At 67.5% G+C, this 19,761-nt stretch carries 22 protein-coding genes and 1 other RNA gene; 8 read left to right on the plus strand and 15 right to left on the minus strand.

The genetic code is table 11. The features are described 5' to 3' along the window. Positions 1 to 90: 90 nt before the first annotated feature. Together ABQY74_RS17285 and ABQY74_RS17290 are read right to left on the minus strand one after the other, a co-directional pair. Positions 91 to 849: a DUF2884 family protein gene (locus tag ABQY74_RS17285; protein ID WP_039529675.1), complete on the minus strand. Its 759-nt coding sequence runs from the start codon at positions 847 to 849 to the stop codon at positions 91 to 93. A 235-nt stretch (positions 850 to 1,084) separates the two neighbouring features. Then, positions 1,085 to 1,612, minus strand: a complete 528-nt coding sequence (locus ABQY74_RS17290; RefSeq protein WP_372470102.1) for a DNA-deoxyinosine glycosylase — start codon at positions 1,610 to 1,612, stop codon at positions 1,085 to 1,087. Between the two features lie 175 nt (positions 1,613 to 1,787). Between ABQY74_RS17290 and ABQY74_RS17295 the strand changes: the two genes are divergently transcribed. Further along, entirely contained in the window at positions 1,788 to 2,459 is a 672-nt protein-coding gene (locus ABQY74_RS17295; RefSeq protein ID WP_016901022.1) for an OmpW family protein, read from the plus strand. Positions 2,460 to 2,544: 85 nt separating this feature from the next. On the opposite strand, the gene ABQY74_RS17300 is transcribed toward ABQY74_RS17295, so the two are convergent. The 6 genes from ABQY74_RS17300 to ABQY74_RS17325 all read right to left on the minus strand — a co-directional run bounded on the left by ABQY74_RS17300 (position 2,545) and on the right by ABQY74_RS17325 (position 6,967). Beyond that, positions 2,545 to 3,102, minus strand: coding sequence for a hypothetical protein (locus tag ABQY74_RS17300; protein ID WP_039525245.1), 558 nt, complete (start codon positions 3,100 to 3,102; stop codon positions 2,545 to 2,547). 25 nt (positions 3,103 to 3,127) lie between these two features. Continuing rightward, positions 3,128 to 3,203: non-coding RNA, sX9 sRNA (locus tag ABQY74_RS17305), on the minus strand. Positions 3,204 to 3,265: 62 nt separating this feature from the next. Next, on the minus strand, positions 3,266 to 4,069 hold the full coding sequence (locus ABQY74_RS17310) for a MetQ/NlpA family ABC transporter substrate-binding protein (RefSeq protein ID WP_024940265.1): 804 nt from the start codon (positions 4,067 to 4,069) through the stop codon (positions 3,266 to 3,268). A gap of 136 nt (positions 4,070 to 4,205) precedes the next feature. Continuing rightward, positions 4,206 to 4,898, minus strand: coding sequence for a methionine ABC transporter permease (locus ABQY74_RS17315; protein WP_039525241.1), 693 nt, complete (start codon positions 4,896 to 4,898; stop codon positions 4,206 to 4,208). Beyond that, the gene (locus tag ABQY74_RS17320) at positions 4,895 to 5,902 is read right to left on the minus strand and encodes a methionine ABC transporter ATP-binding protein (protein ID WP_016903462.1); all 1,008 of its coding nucleotides are present in this window, start codon (positions 5,900 to 5,902) and stop codon (positions 4,895 to 4,897) included. The genes ABQY74_RS17315 and ABQY74_RS17320 overlap by 4 nt, the downstream gene beginning before the upstream one ends. Before the next feature lie 168 nt (positions 5,903 to 6,070). Then, a complete protein-coding gene (locus ABQY74_RS17325; RefSeq protein WP_349792481.1) occupies positions 6,071 to 6,967 on the minus strand; it encodes a DMT family transporter in 897 nt (298 codons plus the stop codon). 107 nt (positions 6,968 to 7,074) lie between these two features. Here ABQY74_RS17325 and ABQY74_RS17330 point away from each other — a divergent pair, with 107 nt between their 5' ends. The 6 genes from ABQY74_RS17330 (at position 7,075) to ABQY74_RS17355 (ending at position 12,406) form a co-directional block, all read left to right on the plus strand. After that, positions 7,075 to 7,560: a YajQ family cyclic di-GMP-binding protein gene (locus tag ABQY74_RS17330; protein WP_016903460.1), complete on the plus strand. Its 486-nt coding sequence runs from the start codon at positions 7,075 to 7,077 to the stop codon at positions 7,558 to 7,560. A 133-nt stretch (positions 7,561 to 7,693) separates the two neighbouring features. After that, a complete protein-coding gene (locus ABQY74_RS17335) occupies positions 7,694 to 8,158 on the plus strand; it encodes a hypothetical protein (RefSeq protein ID WP_349792482.1) in 465 nt (154 codons plus the stop codon). Continuing rightward, positions 8,151 to 9,890, plus strand: coding sequence for an ATP-binding protein (locus ABQY74_RS17340; RefSeq protein ID WP_349792484.1), 1,740 nt, complete (start codon positions 8,151 to 8,153; stop codon positions 9,888 to 9,890). The genes ABQY74_RS17335 and ABQY74_RS17340 overlap by 8 nt, the downstream gene beginning before the upstream one ends. Then, positions 9,877 to 10,704, plus strand: a complete 828-nt coding sequence (locus ABQY74_RS17345) for an alpha/beta fold hydrolase (protein WP_349792486.1) — start codon at positions 9,877 to 9,879, stop codon at positions 10,702 to 10,704. The genes ABQY74_RS17340 and ABQY74_RS17345 overlap by 14 nt, the downstream gene beginning before the upstream one ends. Positions 10,705 to 10,850: 146 nt before the next feature. Continuing rightward, positions 10,851 to 11,411, plus strand: coding sequence for a DUF1415 domain-containing protein (locus ABQY74_RS17350; RefSeq protein WP_016903456.1), 561 nt, complete (start codon positions 10,851 to 10,853; stop codon positions 11,409 to 11,411). Positions 11,412 to 11,599: 188 nt separating this feature from the next. Beyond that, complete coding sequence (locus ABQY74_RS17355) at positions 11,600 to 12,406, plus strand: SDR family oxidoreductase (protein ID WP_349792487.1); 807 nt, start codon at positions 11,600 to 11,602, stop codon at positions 12,404 to 12,406. Between the two features lie 76 nt (positions 12,407 to 12,482). On the opposite strand, the gene ABQY74_RS17360 is transcribed toward ABQY74_RS17355, so the two are convergent. Further along, the gene (locus ABQY74_RS17360) at positions 12,483 to 13,196 is read right to left on the minus strand and encodes a pseudouridine synthase (protein ID WP_349792489.1); all 714 of its coding nucleotides are present in this window, start codon (positions 13,194 to 13,196) and stop codon (positions 12,483 to 12,485) included. Then, a complete protein-coding gene (locus ABQY74_RS17365; protein ID WP_184458127.1) occupies positions 13,193 to 14,260 on the minus strand; it encodes a class I SAM-dependent methyltransferase in 1,068 nt (355 codons plus the stop codon). The genes ABQY74_RS17360 and ABQY74_RS17365 overlap by 4 nt, the downstream gene beginning before the upstream one ends. Before the next feature lie 192 nt (positions 14,261 to 14,452). On the opposite strand from ABQY74_RS17365, the gene ABQY74_RS17370 reads away from it, so the two are divergent. Further along, positions 14,453 to 14,713, plus strand: coding sequence for a hypothetical protein (locus tag ABQY74_RS17370; RefSeq protein WP_087962350.1), 261 nt, complete (start codon positions 14,453 to 14,455; stop codon positions 14,711 to 14,713). Between the two features lie 109 nt (positions 14,714 to 14,822). Here the strand turns inward: ABQY74_RS17370 and ABQY74_RS17375 are convergent, their stop codons facing one another. The 5 genes from ABQY74_RS17375 to ABQY74_RS17395 all read right to left on the minus strand — a co-directional run bounded on the left by ABQY74_RS17375 (position 14,823) and on the right by ABQY74_RS17395 (position 19,544). Further along, positions 14,823 to 16,157: a sorbosone dehydrogenase family protein gene (locus tag ABQY74_RS17375; protein ID WP_349792492.1), complete on the minus strand. Its 1,335-nt coding sequence runs from the start codon at positions 16,155 to 16,157 to the stop codon at positions 14,823 to 14,825. Positions 16,158 to 16,244: 87 nt separating this feature from the next. Continuing rightward, positions 16,245 to 16,553: a DUF3247 family protein gene (locus ABQY74_RS17380; RefSeq protein ID WP_016903450.1), complete on the minus strand. Its 309-nt coding sequence runs from the start codon at positions 16,551 to 16,553 to the stop codon at positions 16,245 to 16,247. Between the two features lie 126 nt (positions 16,554 to 16,679). Further along, a complete protein-coding gene (locus ABQY74_RS17385) occupies positions 16,680 to 18,713 on the minus strand; it encodes an ATP-binding protein (protein ID WP_349792685.1) in 2,034 nt (677 codons plus the stop codon). 107 nt (positions 18,714 to 18,820) lie between these two features. Further along, a complete protein-coding gene (locus tag ABQY74_RS17390) occupies positions 18,821 to 19,111 on the minus strand; it encodes a hypothetical protein (RefSeq protein WP_016903448.1) in 291 nt (96 codons plus the stop codon). After that, positions 19,098 to 19,544, minus strand: a complete 447-nt coding sequence (locus ABQY74_RS17395) for a hypothetical protein (RefSeq protein WP_024940280.1) — start codon at positions 19,542 to 19,544, stop codon at positions 19,098 to 19,100. The genes ABQY74_RS17390 and ABQY74_RS17395 overlap by 14 nt, the downstream gene beginning before the upstream one ends. Between the last annotated feature and the right edge of the window lie 217 nt (positions 19,545 to 19,761).

Genomic DNA, 19,761 nt, shown 5'->3' on the forward strand with positions numbered 1-19,761 from the left:
GTGGCCGGCTGCGGGCCGCAGCGCCAACCATTGCCGTGGAAAAAGTCGCGCACCGGACGGGATGCAGCGTTCGCCGGCGCATGCGCCGGATCATTTCGACGCGCGTCGATCAACCCGCAACAGTTGCAGTGGCTCGCCCGAGGGCAAACGATACGCCAGCGCATTGTCCAGGCCGTCGAGCGCCTCGACCCGCGTGCACAGTTGCTGCGCGCGTGGCCGCAACGCACGCGCCTGCGGCTCGATCAGGCGCTCGATGCGCGTTTCCACCCCTTCCAGCGACCGCAGCTGCAGATCGTTTCCGGTCAGTGCCGACTGCACCGCACCGGCGACGACATCGCCGATCAGCTGCGGCAGCAGCTCGGCCACCATCGCGCCGATGTCGTCATCGATATCGATCGAGGTGAGCTGGCTCTTGCCGAAACTCTGCTTCAGGCGGGTGTCGATCTTTTCGCGCACGGCCGCCAGCTGCACGCGCGTGGCCTCGGGGCTGCGGCTGAAGCCGGCCGCCACCTCGCCCAGCGCGGTGACGGCGATATCGGCCGCTTCGCGCCCGACCTCCTGCGCCAGCGGCACCACGTCGCGGGTCTGCCGCTCGAACTGGATCAAGCGCGCGCGATCGTCGGCGCTCACCGCGACCCAGCGGTCGTCGACGAACAAGGCGCCCTGGCGCATCACCAGCCGCTGCGGCGTACCCGACGCGCGGATCAGGATCAGGCTGCGCGGGTTGAGCGTGAGGTCGTAGTCGCTGCTGACATTGCAGTGCAGATCGTCGGCGCTGGCAGCCGGTACGGCGACCAGCAGGCCCAGCAGCAGGCCCGCTGCCATCGGTAGTGCGTGCTTGATCGCCATCTGGTCGCTTCCGTTGATGCGTTGGCTGCAGCATGCCTGCACGGGAGCGGCACTTGCCCGTGCCGGACGCTGGCATGACTTCCGGCCGGTGGTTGCGCCCTGACCAACACGGCCGGCGCTGCAGTGGTGACAGGTGTCGGCCAACTCCGCCACGACGCAGGCACATGGTTCGCACGGCACCATCCGCTCGCTGATGTCTTCGCTCATGGATTGGTTGCGCGGCGATCCGACGTCGCTAATCCAGCGCGTCGCGCAGTGGCTGCCAGGCCGCGCACAGCCGTGGCAGCGACCATGCCGCATTGGCCGGGCTGGTGGACGGCAAGGCCCATACCGGCACCGTATGCAGTGCGATCGGCAGCAGCGGCTGCACATGGCGACGCCATGCCTGCGCGGCGGCCGCACCGTTGCAGGCGACCGCGCGCAGCTGCGGCAGCGTCGCCAGCCGCTCCGCCAGCGGATTGACCATGATGCTGCTGGCGACGATGGCGGTGTCCAGGCTGCCGCGCCGCTCGCATTGGCCGATCACATCCCACAGGCCCACCCCGCAGTTGGCCAGCGCCTGCAGGCGCGCCGGATATGCCAACCCGGCCTCGATGCCCAGCAGTTCCTGCATCAACGGCCAGAAACGGTTGCGCGGATGGGCGTAGTACATCGCCGCGTGCAACGAGGCGTTGCCCGGCATCGAGCCGAGCACCAGGACACGGCAATCGTTAGGAATGTGCGCTGGAAGGCCCTGCAACAGGTCGGTTTTCGTCACGGCGATCGCATCTGCGTGAATGTCTTTTTTAGCTTGCCTGTTGCAGCCACGGCCTTCTCCGGAAACTTGCTGAACAAACGAAATTTTAGCGAGCCACGGGTAGGCGTGGATTCAGATTTTCAGGAATAGCTTTGGCGCGGCCCACTCCACGGGCCTAACAAGAACACTGAGGAGACCCCCAATGCGTGCCATTTCCATCCTGAGCCTGGCTGCCGTATCCGCACTTGCGTTTGCGCCGTCGGCATTTGCACAAGACACCACCTACACCGGCGACACCTCCTCGGCTTCCACCAGCGCCGATAGCGCTTCCGGAAAGCATTGGGCAGTGGTCGGCGGTGTTGCTCTGATCAAGCCGAAGAACGATCCGGCTCCCGGCCTGGACGTCGATGGCGGCCCGGCACCGACGCTGAGCGCCAGCTACTACATCAACGACAACTGGGCTGTTGAGCTGTGGGGCGCCGCCGACAAGTTCAACCACCGTGTCAACGCCGATGGCGTGGGCAAGATCGGCACCGTCGAGCAGCAGCCGATCGCCATCAGCGGCCAGTACCACTTCGGCCAGGCCGATAACGTGTTCCGTCCGTTCGTGGGCGTGGGCTACTACGAGTCGAACTTCAGCAACGAGAAGATCGACGCGGCGTCGGCCACAGGCCAGCACGTGGGCCTGGACACCGCCAAGGGCGTCATCGGCACCGTCGGCGTGGACATGAACATCAACTCCACCTGGTTCGCACGTGCCGACGCCCGCTACATGCGTTCGCGTCCGGAACTGCGCGTGGGCGGCCAGGGCACCGGCAGCGAGCTGGAACTGGATCCGTGGACCGTCGGCTTCGGCGTCGGCGCGCGCTTCTAAGCACGCCGGCAAGCGACGTTTCAGTCGAACAAGAACGGGCCGCAAGGCCCGTTTTTTTATGCTTTGAAATCGTGGCGCCGCCCGTTCAGCGCCAGTAGACGCTGCCGCGCAGGCGCGCGCTGCGCCAGCGCCACCACAGCAAGGTGGCATAGGCGAGCGCATAGCCGAGCAGTACGCCGGCCGCGCCCAACAGGCTGGCGTGACTGAGCCACCCTTCCGTGGGCCAGGCAGCACCCTGCCAGGTGCTGCGCCACCCCTGCACCATGCCGGCGATCACACGTACCACCACCAGCACGGTCAAGGCCAGCACCAGCCACAGGTTGGGTCGGTAGAACAGCCCCTGCTGGGTACGCTCGAAGCGGGTCAAACGTAGTGCCAGCAGCCCCAGCGCCAGCCCGCAGGCCCAGCCGAAGGCGGCATGGCTGATCGCGCCGGGCCAGAACGCGGCGGCGATCAACACGAAGATCACGAACAGCACGGTGGAAAGGCCGGCCGAGACAAGATTGATCATCAACAGCCAGCCGCGTGCCTGCCGCCGCGCGGTGCCGACACGAAAGCGCTGCACCAGCGACAACGGCAACAGCACCGCGAACACCGCCAGGGCGATGATCACGGCCAGCGGTATGGCGAGGAGAAGTGGCATCACATGCTCGGTGGCGATGAAGAGTGGTTGGCAACCCGTAACGCGCGGACGCCACATGAACATGGACGGCGCGCAGCAACCGGCGTGTCCGTGTGGTGCATGCCGATGCCGGGCACCGGCCGCACCCGCCTGGCAGTGAGCGCGGTCGGTTTGTTCGCCGCCCTTAGAACGCCGGCAACACCGCGCCTTTGTACTTCTGCTCGATAAACGCCTTCACTTCCGGGCTGGTCAAGGCCTTGGCCAGCTTCTGCACGCGCGGGTCGTCCTTGTTGTCCGGGCGCGAGACCAGGAAGTTCACGTACGGCGAGTCCTTGCTCTCGATCGCCAACGCGTCGCGGGTCGGATTGAGGCCGGCGTCGAGCGCGTAGTTGGTGTTGATCAGCGCCAGGTCGACCTGGTCGAGCACGCGCGGCAGCATCGCCGAATCGAGCTCGCGGAACTTCAGCTGCTTGGGGTTCTCGACGATGTCGCGCTGGCTGGACAGGGCATTGCTCGGGTCCTTGAGTTTGATCACGCCCGCCTTGTCGAGCAGGATCAGCGCGCGGCTGTTGTTGCTCGGGTCGTTGGGAATCACCACGTCGGCGCCGTTGGGCAGTTCGGCCAATGCCTTGAACCGGCGCGAATACGCACCGAACGGCTCGATATGCACGCCGACCACGGTCACCAGCTGGCTCTTGCGGTCGCGGTTGTAGGCATCCAGGTACGGCTCGGTCTGGAAGTAGTTGACGTCGATCTGCTTCTGCACGACCTGGTCGTTGGGTTGCACGTAGTCGTTGAACACGCGCACGTCCAGCTTGACGCCCTGCTTGGCCAGCAGCGGTTCGACCACCTCCAGGATCTCGGCATGCGGCACCGCGGTGGCGGCCACCGTCAGTGTGTCGCCGCCGCTGCTGCCACCGCTACCTCCACAGGAGGCCAGGGCCAGCGTGGCCGCAGCCAGGAGGGAACGAAACGCGAATGTGCTCATGTGGGGGTCCGTGGGAGGAGGAATGCGGCACTGCCGCAAGCGCTAAACCTAGCAGACCGCGGGTGTAGCCGCGATCGGCAGGCCCGTGTTGCTTGCGTTGCCGTGCGCGCCCGGCAACGCGCGATCCCGGTCGAGCTCAGCGCCGGCTGTAGCGCGCCACCAGCCAGTCGCCCAGCATCTGCAGCAGCTGCACCAGCACCAGCAGGGCGATCACGGTGATCAGCGCGACATCCGAATGCGAGCGCAGATAGCCCTCGCGGTACGCGACATCGCCCAGCCCGCCGGAGCCGATCGCACCGCCCATCGCGGTGAAGCCGATCAGCGCGATGGTGGTCACGGTGGCGCCGGCGATCAGGCCCGGGCGCGCTTCGGGCAGCAGCACGCGCAGCACCAGCTGGCGGGTGGTGGCGCCCATCGCCTGGCTGGCTTCGATGATCCCGCGGTCCACTTCGCGCAAGGCGGTTTCCACCAGCCGTGCATAGAACGGTGCGGCGCCGACCACCAGCGGCAGGATCGCGCCGCGCACGCCCAGCGAGGTGCCCATCAGCGTCAGCGTCAGCGGAATCATCGCGATCATCAGGATGATGAAGGGCACCGAGCGCAGCAGGTTGATCAGTGCCGCGAGCACGCCGTATAGCACCGGGCGGCGGCGCAGCTGCGGGGCACCGCACAGGAACAGCGCAACGCCCAGCGGCAGGCCGATCAGCAGCGTCAGCGGCAGCGCACCGGCCAGCATCAGCAAGGTATCGAGCGTGGCCTGGCCGATGTCGCCCCACTTGGCGGCATCGAGATTGCGGAAAAACCCGCTTGTCGTGGCGATCAGAGTCATACGCGCAGATCCTCCACGTGCACGCCGGCGGCGACGAAGCCCGCGCGTGCCGCGTTATGGTCGCCGCCGGTCAGCGCGACGATGAGCTGGCCGTACGGGGTGTCCTTGATGCGGTCCACGCGCCCGGACAGGATGTTGTAGTCCACCCCGGTCTCGCGGGCGATGCGGCCCAGCACCGGTTCGTAGGTGCCGTTGCCCAGGAAGGTCAACCGCACGATGCGCCCGCCCACCGCGGCGAAGTCGCGATGCAGCTCGGCCTCGTCCACGTGCTCGGCTTCGGACACGAAGCGCCGGGTGGTGGCGTGCTGCGGATGCAGGAACACCTCGGTCACCGGGCCGGTTTCCACCAGCTTGCCGGCGTCCAGCACCGCGACGCGGTCGCAGACCCGGCGGATCACGTCCATCTCGTGGGTGATCAGCACGATGGTCAGGCCCAGCTCGCGGTTGATCTGCGCCAGCAGCTGCAGCACCGAGGCGGTGGTCTGCGGGTCCAGCGCGCTGGTGGCCTCGTCGCACAGCAGGATCTGCGGCCGGGTGGCCAGCGCGCGCGCGATGCCCACGCGCTGCTTCTGCCCGCCGGACAGCTGCGCCGGGTACTTGCTGGCATGCTGCTCCAGCCCGACCCGTGCCAGCAGCTCGGCCACGCGCGCATCGACTTCGGCGCGCGGGGTGCCAGCCAGTTCCAGCGGAAACGCCACATTGCCGGCCACGGTGCGCGAGGACAGCAGGTTGAAGTGCTGGAAGATCATCCCGACACGCCGGCGCAGTGCGCGCAGGCCCTGGCTGTCCAGCGCGGTAACGTCCTCGTCGCCAATCAGCAGCCGCCCGCCGCTGGGTTCTTCCAGCCGGTTGATCAGCCGGATCAGGGTCGACTTGCCGGCACCGGAATGGCCGATGATGCCGAACACCTCGCCGGGGCCGATCCGCAGATCGAGTGGATGCAGCGCCACGATCTGGCGACCGTCAACGGAATAAGACTTGTGCAGGCGCTGAAACTGGATCACCGCGCGTGGCCGATTGGGGGGCCGTGAAGCCTACCAGTCAATGTTTGCGGACGATATTCCAATGAGTTCTAAGTTAGGGATTGGGGAGTCGGGATTGGGGATTCGTAACAGCCAAAGCGCCTTGCCGTTGCTCTGGCGAATCCCCAATCCCCAATCCCGACTCCCCAATCACGGCTTATCCAACGACATCAGCCGATCCGCCTTCCGAATCCGCTCCCGGCGCAGCAGATACAGCCCGCTGGCGACGATGATGCCGGCGCCGGTCCAGGTCCAGCTGTCGGGCAGGGTCTGCCACAGCAGCCAGTCCCAGCCGATCACCCAGACCAGGCCGGTGTATTCCAGCGGCGCGATCATCGAGGCCTCGCCGCGCAGGAAGGCCTGGGTCAGCGCGATCTGCCCCAGTGCGCCGGCCAGGCCCATGCCGGCGATCAGCCAGGCGTGCTCGCCCCGCAACGGCACCCAGTCGGGAATGGCCAGCAGGCCGGCGCCGACCGCCATGAACAGCAGGAACGACACCACCATCGCCTGCGGGGTGTCGGTGCGGGTCAGCAGACTCACGCTGATGGCGGCGATGGCATAGGCGGTGGCCGCCAGCAGCACCATCAACCCGGGCAGCGAGATCAGCCCGTCCACGCCCGGGCGCAACACCACGATCACCCCGACCAGGCCGATGCCGATCGCCGTCCAGCGGCGTGGCCCGACCCGCTCGCCCAGCAATGGCACCGACAGCGCCGCCACCAGCAGCGGGGCGACGAAATACAGCGTGTAGGCGGTCGACAGCGGCATGCGCTTCAGGCCGTAGACGAAGCAGCCGATCATCACCATGCCCAGTACCCCGCGCAGCAGGTGCAGGCCCCAGCGCACCGGCACGATCGAGCGCGGTCCGGCGGTGGCGAATACCCACACCAGCACGAACGGCAGCGAGGCGGCGCCGCGCAGCAGGGTGACCTGCAGCGGCGGGTAATGCGCCGACAGCAGCTTCATTCCCGCATCCATCAGCGAGAAGCAGGCCACGGCGGCCACCATCCAGGCGATGGCGGGAAGCGGAGAGCGGGTGGTGGGCATGGACCATTATCGCTGCGCGTGCGCGCAGCCTGGCAACCCTGTGTCGACAGGGGCGATGACGCGATGCCCTAGAATGGCGGCTGTTTACAGACAGCAGGAGCTTTTGCATGCCTTCCTTCGACGTGGTGTCCGAAGTCGACAAGCACGAACTGACCAATGCGGTGGATCAGGCCAACCGCGAGCTGGATACGCGCTTCGATTTCAAGGGGGTCGAGGCCAGGTTCGAGCTGGAAGACGGCAAGGCGATCAACCAGTCCGCGCCCAGCGATTTCCAGGTCAAGCAGATGACCGACATCCTGCGCGCGCGCCTGCTGGCGCGCGGCATCGACGTGCGTTGCCTGGAGTTCGGCGACATGGAAACCAACCTGGCCGGTGCGCGCCAGAAGGTCACCGTCAAGCAGGGCATCGAGCAGAAGCAGGCCAAGCAGCTGGTGGCCAAGCTGAAGGAAGCCAAGCTCAAGGTCGAGGCGCAGATCAATGGCGACAAGCTGCGCGTGAGCGGCAAGAAGCGCGACGATCTGCAGGACGCGATGGCGCTGCTGAAGAAGGCCGACTTCGAGCTGCCGCTGCAGTTCGACAACTTCCGCGACTGAGCACGCGTGGTGGCTGACACGGCGCCTTGTCGTGCCGCGCTGTGCAGGCGGGCCGCACAGCGCGGTGTGGCGACCGTCCGCTGCCCGGGCATCGGCCGCGCGCGCACCGGCGCGTTACGGATCTGATGCAAGCATGCGCGGCCTGCTCTCCAGCCTGTTGCAACGCGCGCACCCGGCCACGGTGCCGCAGGCGCCGCCCGCTGCCGGGACGGCGTGCGCCGTGACGCACGCACAGCCACGCATCGAAGCCGGCTCGACGCTGCACACGTTGGCCGGGCTGGACCCGCTGGCGGCTGCAGCGTTTGCCGATGCGTTTGCGGTGGAAGTGCAGCGCGCCATCGCCAGCTGCACGCTCGGCCATGCCAGCACCACCCAGGCGCAGGCACTGGAGCAGATCCATTCGCTGAAGAATACGCTCTCGCTGACCGGCTCTGCCGAACTGCTGAACGCCTGCGACCGGTTGCGCGGCGATGTCGACGGCGGCGAACCGGGGTCCGCGCTTGCGCAGCGCTACACCGCGATTGCGACCGCGGCCGGCCTGCTGGTCAAGAATTACCGGCGCACCCTCCCCAACGACGACACCGCCCCCCATGCGTAGTGGATCCAACCGTGCAGCGCCCGGCCTGATTCTGGCCGCCCGGCAGCTGCGCAACGACAGGCTGGTGCGGCTGTTCGAATCGTTCCTGGAATATCGCGCCTGCGTCGGCCGGGTGATCGTGCAGACCATCGTGGCGCTGTGGTGCTTCGGCTGGCTGTACGGGCCGCAGCCGGTGCTGGTCAGGGATGCACAGGCGGTCTTCCCCACCGCGGCAACGCTGTGGATGGTGGCGGTGGTCTGGATGGTGCTGGTGCGACGCAGGATCATCCCGCCGGGCGAGTGGCTGGATGCGATCGGGTTTGCGATGAACCTGCTGTTCATCGGCATCCAGACCTATCTGGCCTTCATCCTGCTGATGTCGCTGAATGCCTTCCTGCCCTTCATCACCATCGCCGCGGTGGCGCGCTATGGGCAAAAGGCGACGCTGCCGGTGCTGCTCAGCACCTTCGTGCTGATGCTGCTGACCGCGCCGGCCGGCTACTGGCTGTCGCGGCCGGCCTACTTTGTGTATGCGGTGGCGCTGAGCGTGGTGCTGCCGCTGCTGGTGGCGCGCATCGTCAGTGCGATGCAGGAGATCGCCCTGCAGGCGCTGGCCTCGCGCGATGCGCAGAGCCGCTTCATCAGCACCATGAACCACGAACTGCGCACGCCGTTGAACGCGGTCATCAACTGCGCGCAACTGATCGACAGCGACACCTTGTCGGCGCAACAGCGCGAACTGATGCAGGCCGTGACGGTCAATGCGATCGCGCTGCGGCATCGGGTGAACGAAGTGATCGACGTGGCCAGCATCGACGGTGGCCGGCTGCAACTGCACAGCAAGCCGCTGAGCCTGCTTGACGTGCTGGCCACGGTCAAAGCGGTGTGCGCGAGTGCAGCGTCTACCAAGGGCGTGGCGCTGGCGCTGCGCAGCGATGCCGCGCAGACGCCTGACCTCATCGGCGACGAGGGGCGCATCGAACAGGTCATCACCAACCTGGTCATCAATGCGATCAAGTTCACCCCGGCCGGTGGCGCGGTCGACGTGCTGATCGCCGCCACGCAGGTGCAGCAGCGCTGGACGATCGCGGTGACCGTGACCGATACCGGCATCGGCATCCCCGACGCCCAGAAGGCCTATGTCTTCACGCCCTTCACCCAGCTCAGCACCGGTTTCAGCCGTGCCGAGGGCGGGGTCGGGCTGGGCCTGTTCATTGCGCTGTCGGTGTCCGAGGCGATGGGCGGCAGCCTGAGCGTGCGCGACAACCCCGGCGGCGGCAGCGTATTTCGCTGGACCTTCGCACTGGCCGCCGCCGCGGCGCAAGGCTGCCGCCCGCCGGCGCTGCGCGAGGCCCTGCAACAGCATGCCGCGACGGTGCCGCCGCTGCACTGCCTGGTGTTCGAGGACATGGACACCAATCGGCTGGTGATCGGCAATCTGCTCACCCGCGCCGGGCACCGGGTGAGCTTTCACAGCGATGGCAGCAACGCGGTGCAGCGCATCCGCGAGGCGGCGCCGGACCTGGTGTTCCTCGACCTGCACATGCCCGGCACCTCGGGCTGGGACGCGCTGGGGGAGGCGCGCGCGGCGATCGCCGCGCTGCCGCCGATCATCGTGCTGACCGCCGACACCCGCACCGATTCGATGCGCGAGGCCACCGCGGCCGGCGTGGCCGGCTATCTGTCCAAACCGATCAACGCGCACCAATTGCTGGCCATCCTCGCCGCGCATGCCACCCATGCAACCGGCTGACCTGAAACCGGGCAACGCGGCACGCCGGCACTGGCACACCGACGCGCAGACGCGCACGCCGCTGGCGCTGCTGTACCTGCACGGGTTCGCCGCCAGCCCGGGAGAAGCCGGCGAACTGCCCGAGCAGATCGCCGATGCGCTGGCTGCCAACCTGTACGTGCACCGTTGGCCCGGGCATGGCCGCAGCGCCGCCGATGCGATGCAGGGGCTGACGCCGGCAGCGTTACAGGCCTCGGCCCTGGATGCACTGGCGCAGGCACAGCACATGGGCGCGCGCGTGGCGATCGTCGGCTCGTCCATGGGCGCCACATTGGGCTTGTGGCTTGCGGCGCAGCGCCCCGACGCGGTGGCTGCGGTGGTCGCCTGGTCACCGGGCATCCGGCCGGCCGACCCGGCGCTGCTGGATCAGGTCTGCGCCGCGCAGACGCCCTTGACCGACCCACGCCCGCGCACCGCCGCGTCGCTGGCGTTCTGGTCCGGCACCATCCACCCGGATGGATTCCGCGCGCTGCGCAGCCTGTTCGACGCGGTTGCCGCCGATCCACCGTGGCCACGCGTGCAATGCCCGGTGTTTCTGGGCTATTACCGCGCTGCCAACGGCGAGGAGGATCCCACCGCCTCGGTGCCGGCGATGCTGGCGATGTTCGCTGCGCTCGGCAGCGCGGCGGAGCACACCTGCGCGATGGCCTTCGACACCGGCGCACATGCGATCGGCTCGCCGCACAAGACCCCGCACGCCGACAAAGTTGCGCAGGCATCGAGTGCGTTTCTGCGCGCGCATGTCGGCGCAAACACGCATGCGGATGCCACCTAGGCCGCGTCAGCGCTGCAACTGCTGGAGTTTTTTCTGCGTTTCGCCAACCTGTTCGGTCGCGCCGGCTTTGCGCTGCGCTGCACCGGCACAGGCGGCCGCGCCGGCAGCGATCGCATACACTGGCCCACCATCACGCCGCCGCCACGATGACGACCACGCCTGCCACGCTCGACCCGTTGACCGCCACCCGCCAGTGGATCGAGCGCGCGGTGATCGGCCTGAATCTGTGCCCGTTCGCCAAGGCGGTCTACGTCAAGGAGCAGGTGCGGCTGGTGCTCAGCGATGCCAGCACGCCCGAAGCGCTGCTCGAACAACTGGCCGAAGAACTGGTGTTGCTGCGCGACACGCCGGCCGAGCAGATCGACACCACCTTGATCGTGCATCCGGACGTGCTCACCGATTTCCTGGACTACAACGACTTCCTCGACAACGCCGATGCGGCGGTGGAAGCGCTGGATCTGGGCGGCGTGTTGCAGGTGGCCAGCTTCCATCCGGACTACCAGTTCGCAGGCGCGGCGGTGGATGACGTAGCCAACTTCACCAACCGCTCGCCCTACCCCACCCTGCACCTGCTGCGCGAAGACAGCGTGGAGCGTGCGGTGGCCGCGTTTCCGGATCCGGACGTGATCGTCGAACGCAATATCCAGACGCTGGAACGCCTGGGCCAGGACGGCTGGGAACGGTTGTTGAGCGCATCGCAGCACTGACCGCCGCATCGCGTACGGCGGCGCGTGCCTGAAACGCGCAGCGATGCCGGCGCGCAGCGGCGCGGCATGACGCGATAACGGCGCGGCAAAACACCGGCATACATACGTCACGCGTGGCGATCGCGTTGCTACGGTCACCACGGCGCCCGCGTTACAGTGCGCGCTACCTCGCTACCCTGGTGCGCCCGATGCCCCTGACCCCCGCCGTCTCCGCATGGAATCCCTCCCCGTTGCAGGACCGCGTGGTGGTGATCACCGGCGGCGCCCAAGGCATCGGCCGTGGCATCGCGCAGGCGGTGCTGGGCGCCGGTGGCAGCGTGGTGATCGGCGACCTGGATGCCGATGCCGGCAAGGCCTGCCTGCAGGAGTGGGCATCGCCGCGACGCAGTGCCTTCGTGCGGTGCGATGCCGCGCGCCCGGCCCAGGCGGCGCGCCTGATCGCCACCGCGCTCACCCGCTTCGGGCGACTCGATGGCCTGGTCAACAACGCCGGCGTGGCCGATCCGCATGTGGCGCCATTGCCGCAACTGGACTGGGACGAGTGGAATCACCGGCTGGCCAGCCTGCATGGCGCCTTCCTGTGCAGCAAGCAGGCCTTGCCCGCATTGGCGCAGGCCCAGGGCGGCGGTGCGATCGTCAACATCGCCTCCACCCGCACCTGGCAATCGGAGCCGCATAGCGAAGCCTATGCCGCCGCCAAGGGCGGGCTGGTGGCCTTCACCCACGCCTTGGCGCTGAGCGAAGGCCCGCAGGTGCGCGTCAACAGCATCAGTCCGGGCTGGATCAGCACCGACGCCTGGCGCGCACCGGCGCGCCGGCGCACACCCAAGTTGTCACGGCGCGACCATGCCCAGCATCCGGCCGGACGGGTGGGCACGCCGGAAGACATCGCGCAACTGGCGGTCTATCTGCTGTCGCCGCAGCTGTCCGGCTTTGTGACCGGGCAGGATTTCATCGTCGATGGCGGCATGTCGCGCAAGATGCAGTACGTCTGAGGCATTGCGGCGCAGGCGGCCTGCAGCAGACCGCGCAGGCCGGAAGCGCCGCAGGCGCCATCACTGGCGGCGCGGCTCAGGCCTGCTCGTTGCGGCCGAACAACACCGCAAGATCCCCTGCCTCCAGCGCGCGCCATTGCCCGGACGGCAGACCGTCCAGCGCCAAGCCACCGATGCGGCTGCGGTGCAAGGCCACCACGTGATTGCCGGCGGCGGCGAACATGCGCCGCACCTGGTGGTAGCGGCCTTCGTGCAGGGTCAGGCGTGCTTCGCGTGGGCCGAGCACTTCCAGTTCGGCCGGCAGCAGCGGCTTGGTTTCGCCTTCCAGCAACAGCGTGCCGCTGGCAAACAGCGCCGCCTCGTCGCCGCGCAGGTCCTCGGCCAGGGTGACGTCGTAGACCTTGTCCAGCGCCGACTTGGGCGAAATGATCCGGTGCAGCAGCGCGCCGTCGTCGGTCATCAGCAACATGCCGCTGGTCTCGCGATCCAGCCGTCCCACCGGCGCCAGCACCGGTGCGCGCGAACGGAAGCGCGGCGGCAGCAGTTCGTAGATAAGCCGGCCGGTGTCCTTGGTCGAGCAGGTGTAGCCGCCGGGCTTGTGCAACAGCAGGCTGAAACCCGCTGGCGGATCCAGCGGTTCGCCATCGATACGGATCGTATCGTGCTCCACCTGGTCGTCGGCATACAGCACCTCGCCGGCGGCGTCGGTGACCGCGCCCTGGCGAAACAGCTGGGTCACCTGCTTGCGGCTGCCGTAGCCGAGGTTGGCGATGTGCTTGACCAGCTTCATGCGCGCGCTCCGCGGCCACGGATGGCGGAAATCAGCTTGAAACCGTCGCGTTCGGCGGCCACGCGCACCTGCCCGAAGCTTTCGTTGAGCACGTACTCGTAGGGCAGATGCCGGTTGGCGACCAGCAGCAGCTGACCACCCGGGCGCAGGGCCTGCGCGGCCACGGCGATGAAGCGCTGGCCGATATCCGGGCGATCGGCACGCGAAGGCGTGTGGAACGGCGGGTTGCTGACGATGAAATCGTACTGCGCCCCCAGGCCGGCGGTAACGTCGCGCCAGTGGTACTGCAGCTGCGCCGGATGCGCGATGGCCTGCAGGTTGCGCCGCGCCAGGGTCAGCGCGCGTGCTTCGGCCTCGTACAGATCCAGCCCGGTGACCTTGGGGCAACGCGCCAGCACCTCGGCCGACAGATAACCGAAGCCCGCGCCCAGATCGGCGCCATGCCCGGCCAGCGTGCTCGGCAGATGCTCGACCAGCAGCGCCGAGGCAGGATCGATGCGGTCCCAGGCAAACACACCGGGGCGACTGACGAAGCGCCCGTCCAGAATGGGGCGCGGCGCATCCAGCGCGGCCCAGCGCGCCTGCAGCACCGCATCGGTGTCGGCAGGCAGCGGCGCGCTCCAGTAGGTGCGGCAATGGTGCTTGGTCAGGCTGCCGGCCAGGCCAGTGAGCTGACGCAGATCCGCCTCGCCCGAGCGCGCGCCCTCGTTGTTGGACTGGCAGGCCACCACGCGGCCGCCCGGGGCGGCCAGCGCGACCGCGCGCGCGAACAGGGCACGCGCTTCCTCGCGTTGCCGCGGCGGCAACACCAGCACCAGGGCATAACGGGTGCTGTCGGCCTCGATCTCGCTCTCTTCGCGCACGTTCCAGCCGTTGCGCTCCAGCGCTTCGGCGAAGGGACGAAAGCTCTGCTCGCAGGTCAGCGCATCGGCAGCCGCATGCTCGCGCAGCGGGAACCCGTCGCGCGCGCGCAGGAACAGCACCGGGCCGCTGGGCCATGGCAGCACGCCCTGGGCGAAGGGCAGAAACAGAGCTTGAAGCGGGGCATCGTGCGGGCCAGCCATCGGATCATCGGGTCGGGAACAGGCCGCCATTGTAAGGGAGCGCTGCCTGCCGCCCGCCTTGGCGCCCGCTTGGGCGGGCATTCGATTGCGTGACCTACAGACGGCAACCCTTCCAATGTCTATACGGTCTATTGATGCGCACGCAACATCCGCCCGCCTAGGCTGGAATCACACCAATACCGGAGAGACGCGATGCGAGCCCTGTTCGTAGGTGGAGTGGTCGACAACAGCGAAATGGATCTGGATGACACCCCGCCACCGATGCACTACCCCGAAAACACCGGTGCGGGCCGGCCGCGTTATCGCCTGCACCAGGTCGGCGAGCGCGACGATGGCAGCGTGGCATATGCGGTGTATGGCGCCCCGGAAATGGCCGATGACGACATCAGCCGGATCACCGAAGAACGTGGCTATGCGCGGCGCTTCAGTGCCTCGCCCGAACCGCCGCGCTGAGCGCGTTCGCATTGGCGTGGTACCGCGCATGACCACGGCACACGCATGAAAAAACCGGGCCTGGGCCCGGTTTTTTTGTTTGAACGCCTGAGCCAGCGCGTTGTCTGGATCAGCGCGCCTTGGGTGTCACCCGCCAGATCACATTGCCGACATCGTCGGCCACCAGCAGCGCCCCGGTATTGTCCGGGCTCACGCCCACCGGGCGCCCCTGCGCATTGCCTTCGGCATCCAGGAAACCGTCCAGCACCGTGATCGGCGTGCCGCTGGGCTTGCCGTCGACAAACGGCACGAACAGCACCTTGTAGCCGCTGGGCGGGTCGCGATTCCACGAGCCGTGCTGGCCAATGAAGGCGCCCTGGCGGAAGCGCTCCGGCAACAGGCTTCCGCTGGCAAAGCTCAGGCCCAGCGAGGCGGTATGCGGGCCCAGCGCGTAGTCGGGCTTGATCGCGTTGGCCACCAGCTCGGGGTTCTGCGGTTTGACCCGCTCGTCCACATGCTGGCCGTAATAGCTGTAGGGCCAGCCATAAAAGCCGCCGTCGCGCACCGAGGTCAGGTAATCCGGCACCAGATCGCTGCCGATCTCGTCGCGCTCGTTGACCACCACCCACAGCGACTTGCTCTGCGGCTCCCAGGCGGTGCCGACCGGATTGCGCAGGCCGCTGGCGAACACGCGGCTGCTGCCGGTGGCCGGGTCGATCTCCAGGATCGCGGCGCGGTTGAGTTCGGCCTCCATGCCGTTTTCTGCCACGTTGCTATTGGAACCGACGCCGACATACAGCTTGCTGCCATCGGCACTGGCCAGCAGCGACTTGGTCCAATGATGATTCAGGCCGCCGGGCAGATTGGCCACGAAGGTCGGCTTGGCGGTGATATGCGTCTCGCCGGGCTTGTACGGAAAGCTCACCAGCGCATCTGCATTGGCCACGTAGAAACGATCGCCGATCAGGGCCATGCCGAACGGTGAAAACAGGCCACTGATGAACTGGGTGCGCACTTCGGCCACGCCATCGCCATCGGCGTCGCGCAGCAAGGTGATGCGGTTGGCGCTGGGCACCACGGCGCCGGCCTTGCTCATCATCGCGCCCTGCACCTTCTTGCGGATGCCGCCGCCTTCGGCGTCTTCCGGCTTGGGCGGCTCGGCGGTCTCGGCCACCAGCACGTCGCCGTTCGGCAGCACATAGACCCAGCGTGGGTGATCCAGGTCGCGTGCAAACGCGGCAACCTGCAGGTCGTCGGCAGCGATCGGCTTGGCGTTCTCGGTCCAGCGCTTGACCGGCGCCACCTTGACGGTGGGGATCAAGCGTTTGACCGGCTCGGGCAATTGCGGGTTCGGCCCGGTCCCTTGTTCGATGGCAAGCGTGGCGGTATCGCCGCAGGCGGCGAGGATGGCGACGGTCATCAGCGACAGCGGCCAGCGGGCGAGCTTCAACGCGGGAGCATTCATTTCGCGATCGATCCTGAACAGTTACGACAATCGGTCATCATGCCGTCAACGCCACGACGAGAAGTAAACACATCGTCAATGCGTGACTCAGGGAGCGGCTTGCGGATCGCTGCCCAACGGCAAGGGGTGCACTGCCACGATGCGATCCATCCAGATCCAGTGCGGCTCCTGCGCGGCATCCAGTTGGTCGATACGCAACTGGCCGTTGAGGCCTTCGCGCTGCTGGTCGTCCAGATAGGTCTGGATGCTTGGGCGCACGGCGACGGTGCCGCTGATCATGCTGCCGTCGTCGAGCTCGACGCGCACACGCTCCTGCCCACCGAGCAGCGACACCCAGTGTTCGAGCGTGGCGATCTGCACTTGTTCCGAATAGACATGCGGGGCGTATCTGGACATGGCGTCATCTCCATCGAGTGAATGCACCACGCTAGGCCATCGGCCGTGAAAGAGGCAGTAAACAGCCTCTTTCACCTGCTGCCTGTCGGCCGGAGCAGCGGCGCCACGTCGGCGCCGCCTACCCTTTCACTCCACCGATTCGCGCGCGGCGCGCACTGCGGTGACCAGTTGGGCGACGCTGTAGGGCTTGGCCAGATGCTCCTGGAAACCGGAGTCCAGCGCGCGCTTGCGATCGTCGTCGCGTGCCAGCGCGGTCACTGCCACGGCCGGCAGTGCCGCCGCGTTCAGCCCCATGTTCTCGCGCACGGTGCGGATCAGCCCGTAGCCATCCATGCCCGGCATGCCGATGTCGGTCAGCATCAGGTCGAAGCGTGCATGGCCGCGATGATCGATCAGTGCCAGCGCATCGGTGGCGCTGCCGGCGGTGACCACTTCGGCGCCCTGCTCTTCCAGCAGGCGGCGCAGGTAATCGAGCATGTCCGGCTGGTCTTCCACCGCCAGCAGGCGCAAGCCATTGAGCGCGCGCGCTTCGATGATCTGTTCGGACATCAGCCGTCGGCGCAGTTCGCGCCGCGGACGCCTGGCCTGATCGGGAATATGCTCCGGCAGGCGCACGGTGAAGGTCGCGCCCTTGCCGCGACCGCCGCTGGTGGCGCTGACCTGGCCGCCATGCATTTCCACCAGCTGCTGCACGATCGCCAGGCCCAGGCCCAGGCCGCCATGCTGGCGCGTGGTGGTGCCGTCGGCCTGGCGGAAGCGGCCGAACAGATGCGGCAGGAATTCCGCTGCGATGCCATCACCCGAATCGCGTATCGCGACCAGCAGGTGGCCATCGTCGCGTTCGATGGTGACGTCGATGCGGCCATGCGCCGGAGTGAACTTGATCGCATTGGACAGCAGATTCCAGAGCACCTGCTGCAGCCGCGTGGCATCGCCCAGCACCAGACACGGCGCGGACGGGGCATGCACCTCCAGCACCTGGTCCTTGCCCTCGGCAGCCAGCTCCTGGGTGTTCAGGGCCTCGCGCACCTGTTCGACCAGATCCAGCGACTCGACCTCCAGCTGCACCTTGCCCAGCAACATGCTGCTGAGGTCGAGCATGTCCGAGATCAGGCGTTTCTGCGCACGGGCGCTGCTGGCGATCACCGACAGGCCCTTGTAGTTGGGATGGCCTTCCTCGACCCGCTGCAGCAGCAGCTCGCTCCAGCCCAGGATGGTGGTCAGCGGCGTGCGCAATTCGTGCGACAAGGTGGCCAGGAACTCGTCCTTCAGCCGCGCCATGCTCTCGGCTTCGTTGCGTGCGCTGCGCTCGGATTCGAGCAGCTGCTCGCGCGCCAGTTCGATCTCGCGTTGTTCAGTCACGTCCGGGCTGCTGCCGGCCAGGCCGATGAAGCGCCCGTCGGCAGAGTAACGCGGCGTGGCGGTCATTTCGATCCAGCGCCACTGCCCGTCGTGGCGGCGCGCACGCACCAGTGCATGCAGGCCGCGCTGTTCTTCCAATGCGGTCGCCAGTTCGAACTGGAAGATCGACAGGTCGTCCGGATGCAGCAACTCGCTCCAGGCCGACACCGTGCCGCTGGAAATGTCGATGCCGAAAAACTCGCCATAGGCACTGTTGACGAAGCGCACCACGCCTTGCGCGTCCAGCACCCAGACAGGCATCGGCAGGCCGTCGGCCAGGGCGCTGAAACGCGCCTCGCTCTCGGCCAGCTCGCGCTCCACCCGCTTGCGCTCGGTGATGTCCATGAACAACACCGCCACCCGCGCCTGCTCCGGCTGCCCGACCCGGAATGCGTCCACCGAATACCAGCGGCGCAATGCCTTGGCCTGCATTTCGAAGTGGATGCGGTTGCCGGTGCGGGCGACATGGCCGTAGCGGTCAAACCATTCCTGTTCGTGATCGACCAGCATGCCGCGAATGGACACGTTCAATACATTGGAAAGACCGGTGTAGCGCTCGAACGCGCCATTGGTCATGCGGATCACGTAATCGACGGCCTTGTCGCCATCGAACACCATATCGATGACGCAGAACCCCGCGTCCAGATTATGGAAGATCTCGTGGTACATCCCCGGGTCGAGGAAGGGCTCGGCGAGGGCTGCCGGATGGCTGGTGGCCAGATCGGGGCTGGTGGTCGAGGTGCTCAAATCGGGATCCAGGGGTGGTGCCAGGGCGGATGACGAGCAGATGAAACCACGCCCGGTGTCGTCAGCGGGTGCACAGCCGGCCGGCCCGGTTCACGCGCGTGCCGCCGGCTCCCCAGGGATCACCACAACAGCGCCGCGCACAGCGCGATGCAGGCCGCCAGCACCACGATCCCGGCGATCACGCCGCGAAACACCCACTCGCCTTCGCGACGCAACTGCTCGTCCATCCAGCGCTGCGCTTCTTCGCGCCAGGCGGTGGAACGCGCGTACTCGGCGTCCAGCAACAGCAGCCGCACCCGCGACAGGCCGAGCTTGGCGCATTCGCTGCGGCAGCGCTCGCTGAAACCATCCTCGCCGGTGGCGACCTGTGCGCCCAGCGGCAGCTGCAATTCGAGTTCATGCCTGGACATAACGGGGACGCTCCTGATCAAGCTCGTGTTCCAGCGCCATCCGCGCCAGTTGGGTGTAGTTGGCGCGTGGACCCTGGCCGCGGCCGGTGAGCATCCCCTGGTAATCCAGGTCCTGCCAGACCCGCCCGGTCCACTCGACGCAATCCTCGGCAATCACCAGCATCAGCGAGTAGCGGTACTCCAGCCCGTTGGCGGCGGTGTAGGCGTAGACCGGCGGGAACTGCACCGCCACATCGCCCTGCCGCGCCAGCGCGGCCAGGTGCTCGCGCAAGGCATCACGCGGCGAGGCTCCCGGCTCCAGGCGCAGCGTGCGCGTGGCCAGATCCAGGTCCACATCGCTTTGCAGGGCGACGAAGGCGGCGGCCCCGGTGGCGGGGTTATGGCCGTGCTGTTTCGCCCAGTCGATGAACTGCAGGCGCACGTCCGACGGCATGTGTGCCGGCGCCGAAGAGGCTGACTTTGTGCGGAAAGAGTGGGTGTCCATGCTGGCGATCTTCCGGGCTGCGCCGTGAAGCGCAGGCGCAGGCGCGGTGAACCCGCCGTCATGGCCCCAGCGTTGCGGATTAACCGCGTGGCAATGGCCTGCCAGCCCTTGCGCGGCAAGCGTTGCCGGCAGGCAGACGCGCCCCCACACTGCAACGACGCCCGGT

This window comes from Xanthomonas sp. WHRI 7064 (assembly GCF_040202355.2).
GTDB classification, from domain to species: domain Bacteria; phylum Pseudomonadota; class Gammaproteobacteria; order Xanthomonadales; family Xanthomonadaceae; genus Xanthomonas; species Xanthomonas arboricola.

What these genes read in the sequence shown, in the direction of transcription:
- ABQY74_RS17285 (WP_039529675.1), bottom strand. Translation starts at nt 849, where the DNA reads ATGGCGATCAAGCACGCACTACCGATGGCAGCGGGCCTGCTGCTGGGC.
- ABQY74_RS17295 (WP_016901022.1), top strand. Translation starts at nt 1,788, where the DNA reads ATGCGTGCCATTTCCATCCTGAGCCTGGCTGCCGTATCCGCACTTGCG.
- ABQY74_RS17300 (WP_039525245.1), bottom strand. Translation starts at nt 3,102, where the DNA reads ATGCCACTTCTCCTCGCCATACCGCTGGCCGTGATCATCGCCCTGGCG.
- ABQY74_RS17310 (WP_024940265.1), bottom strand. Translation starts at nt 4,069, where the DNA reads ATGAGCACATTCGCGTTTCGTTCCCTCCTGGCTGCGGCCACGCTGGCC.
- ABQY74_RS17315 (WP_039525241.1), bottom strand. Translation starts at nt 4,898, where the DNA reads ATGACTCTGATCGCCACGACAAGCGGGTTTTTCCGCAATCTCGATGCC.
- ABQY74_RS17325 (WP_349792481.1), bottom strand. Translation starts at nt 6,967, where the DNA reads ATGCCCACCACCCGCTCTCCGCTTCCCGCCATCGCCTGGATGGTGGCC.
- ABQY74_RS17330 (WP_016903460.1), top strand. Translation starts at nt 7,075, where the DNA reads ATGCCTTCCTTCGACGTGGTGTCCGAAGTCGACAAGCACGAACTGACC.
- ABQY74_RS17335 (WP_349792482.1), top strand. Translation starts at nt 7,694, where the DNA reads ATGCGCGGCCTGCTCTCCAGCCTGTTGCAACGCGCGCACCCGGCCACG.
- ABQY74_RS17340 (WP_349792484.1), top strand. Translation starts at nt 8,151, where the DNA reads ATGCGTAGTGGATCCAACCGTGCAGCGCCCGGCCTGATTCTGGCCGCC.
- ABQY74_RS17345 (WP_349792486.1), top strand. Translation starts at nt 9,877, where the DNA reads ATGCAACCGGCTGACCTGAAACCGGGCAACGCGGCACGCCGGCACTGG.
- ABQY74_RS17350 (WP_016903456.1), top strand. Translation starts at nt 10,851, where the DNA reads ATGACGACCACGCCTGCCACGCTCGACCCGTTGACCGCCACCCGCCAG.
- ABQY74_RS17355 (WP_349792487.1), top strand. Translation starts at nt 11,600, where the DNA reads ATGCCCCTGACCCCCGCCGTCTCCGCATGGAATCCCTCCCCGTTGCAG.
- ABQY74_RS17360 (WP_349792489.1), bottom strand. Translation starts at nt 13,196, where the DNA reads ATGAAGCTGGTCAAGCACATCGCCAACCTCGGCTACGGCAGCCGCAAG.
- ABQY74_RS17365 (WP_184458127.1), bottom strand. Translation starts at nt 14,260, where the DNA reads ATGGCTGGCCCGCACGATGCCCCGCTTCAAGCTCTGTTTCTGCCCTTC.
- ABQY74_RS17370 (WP_087962350.1), top strand. Translation starts at nt 14,453, where the DNA reads ATGCGAGCCCTGTTCGTAGGTGGAGTGGTCGACAACAGCGAAATGGAT.
- ABQY74_RS17375 (WP_349792492.1), bottom strand. Translation starts at nt 16,157, where the DNA reads ATGAATGCTCCCGCGTTGAAGCTCGCCCGCTGGCCGCTGTCGCTGATG.
- ABQY74_RS17380 (WP_016903450.1), bottom strand. Translation starts at nt 16,553, where the DNA reads ATGTCCAGATACGCCCCGCATGTCTATTCGGAACAAGTGCAGATCGCC.
- ABQY74_RS17390 (WP_016903448.1), bottom strand. Translation starts at nt 19,111, where the DNA reads ATGTCCAGGCATGAACTCGAATTGCAGCTGCCGCTGGGCGCACAGGTC.
- ABQY74_RS17395 (WP_024940280.1), bottom strand. Translation starts at nt 19,544, where the DNA reads ATGCCGTCGGACGTGCGCCTGCAGTTCATCGACTGGGCGAAACAGCAC.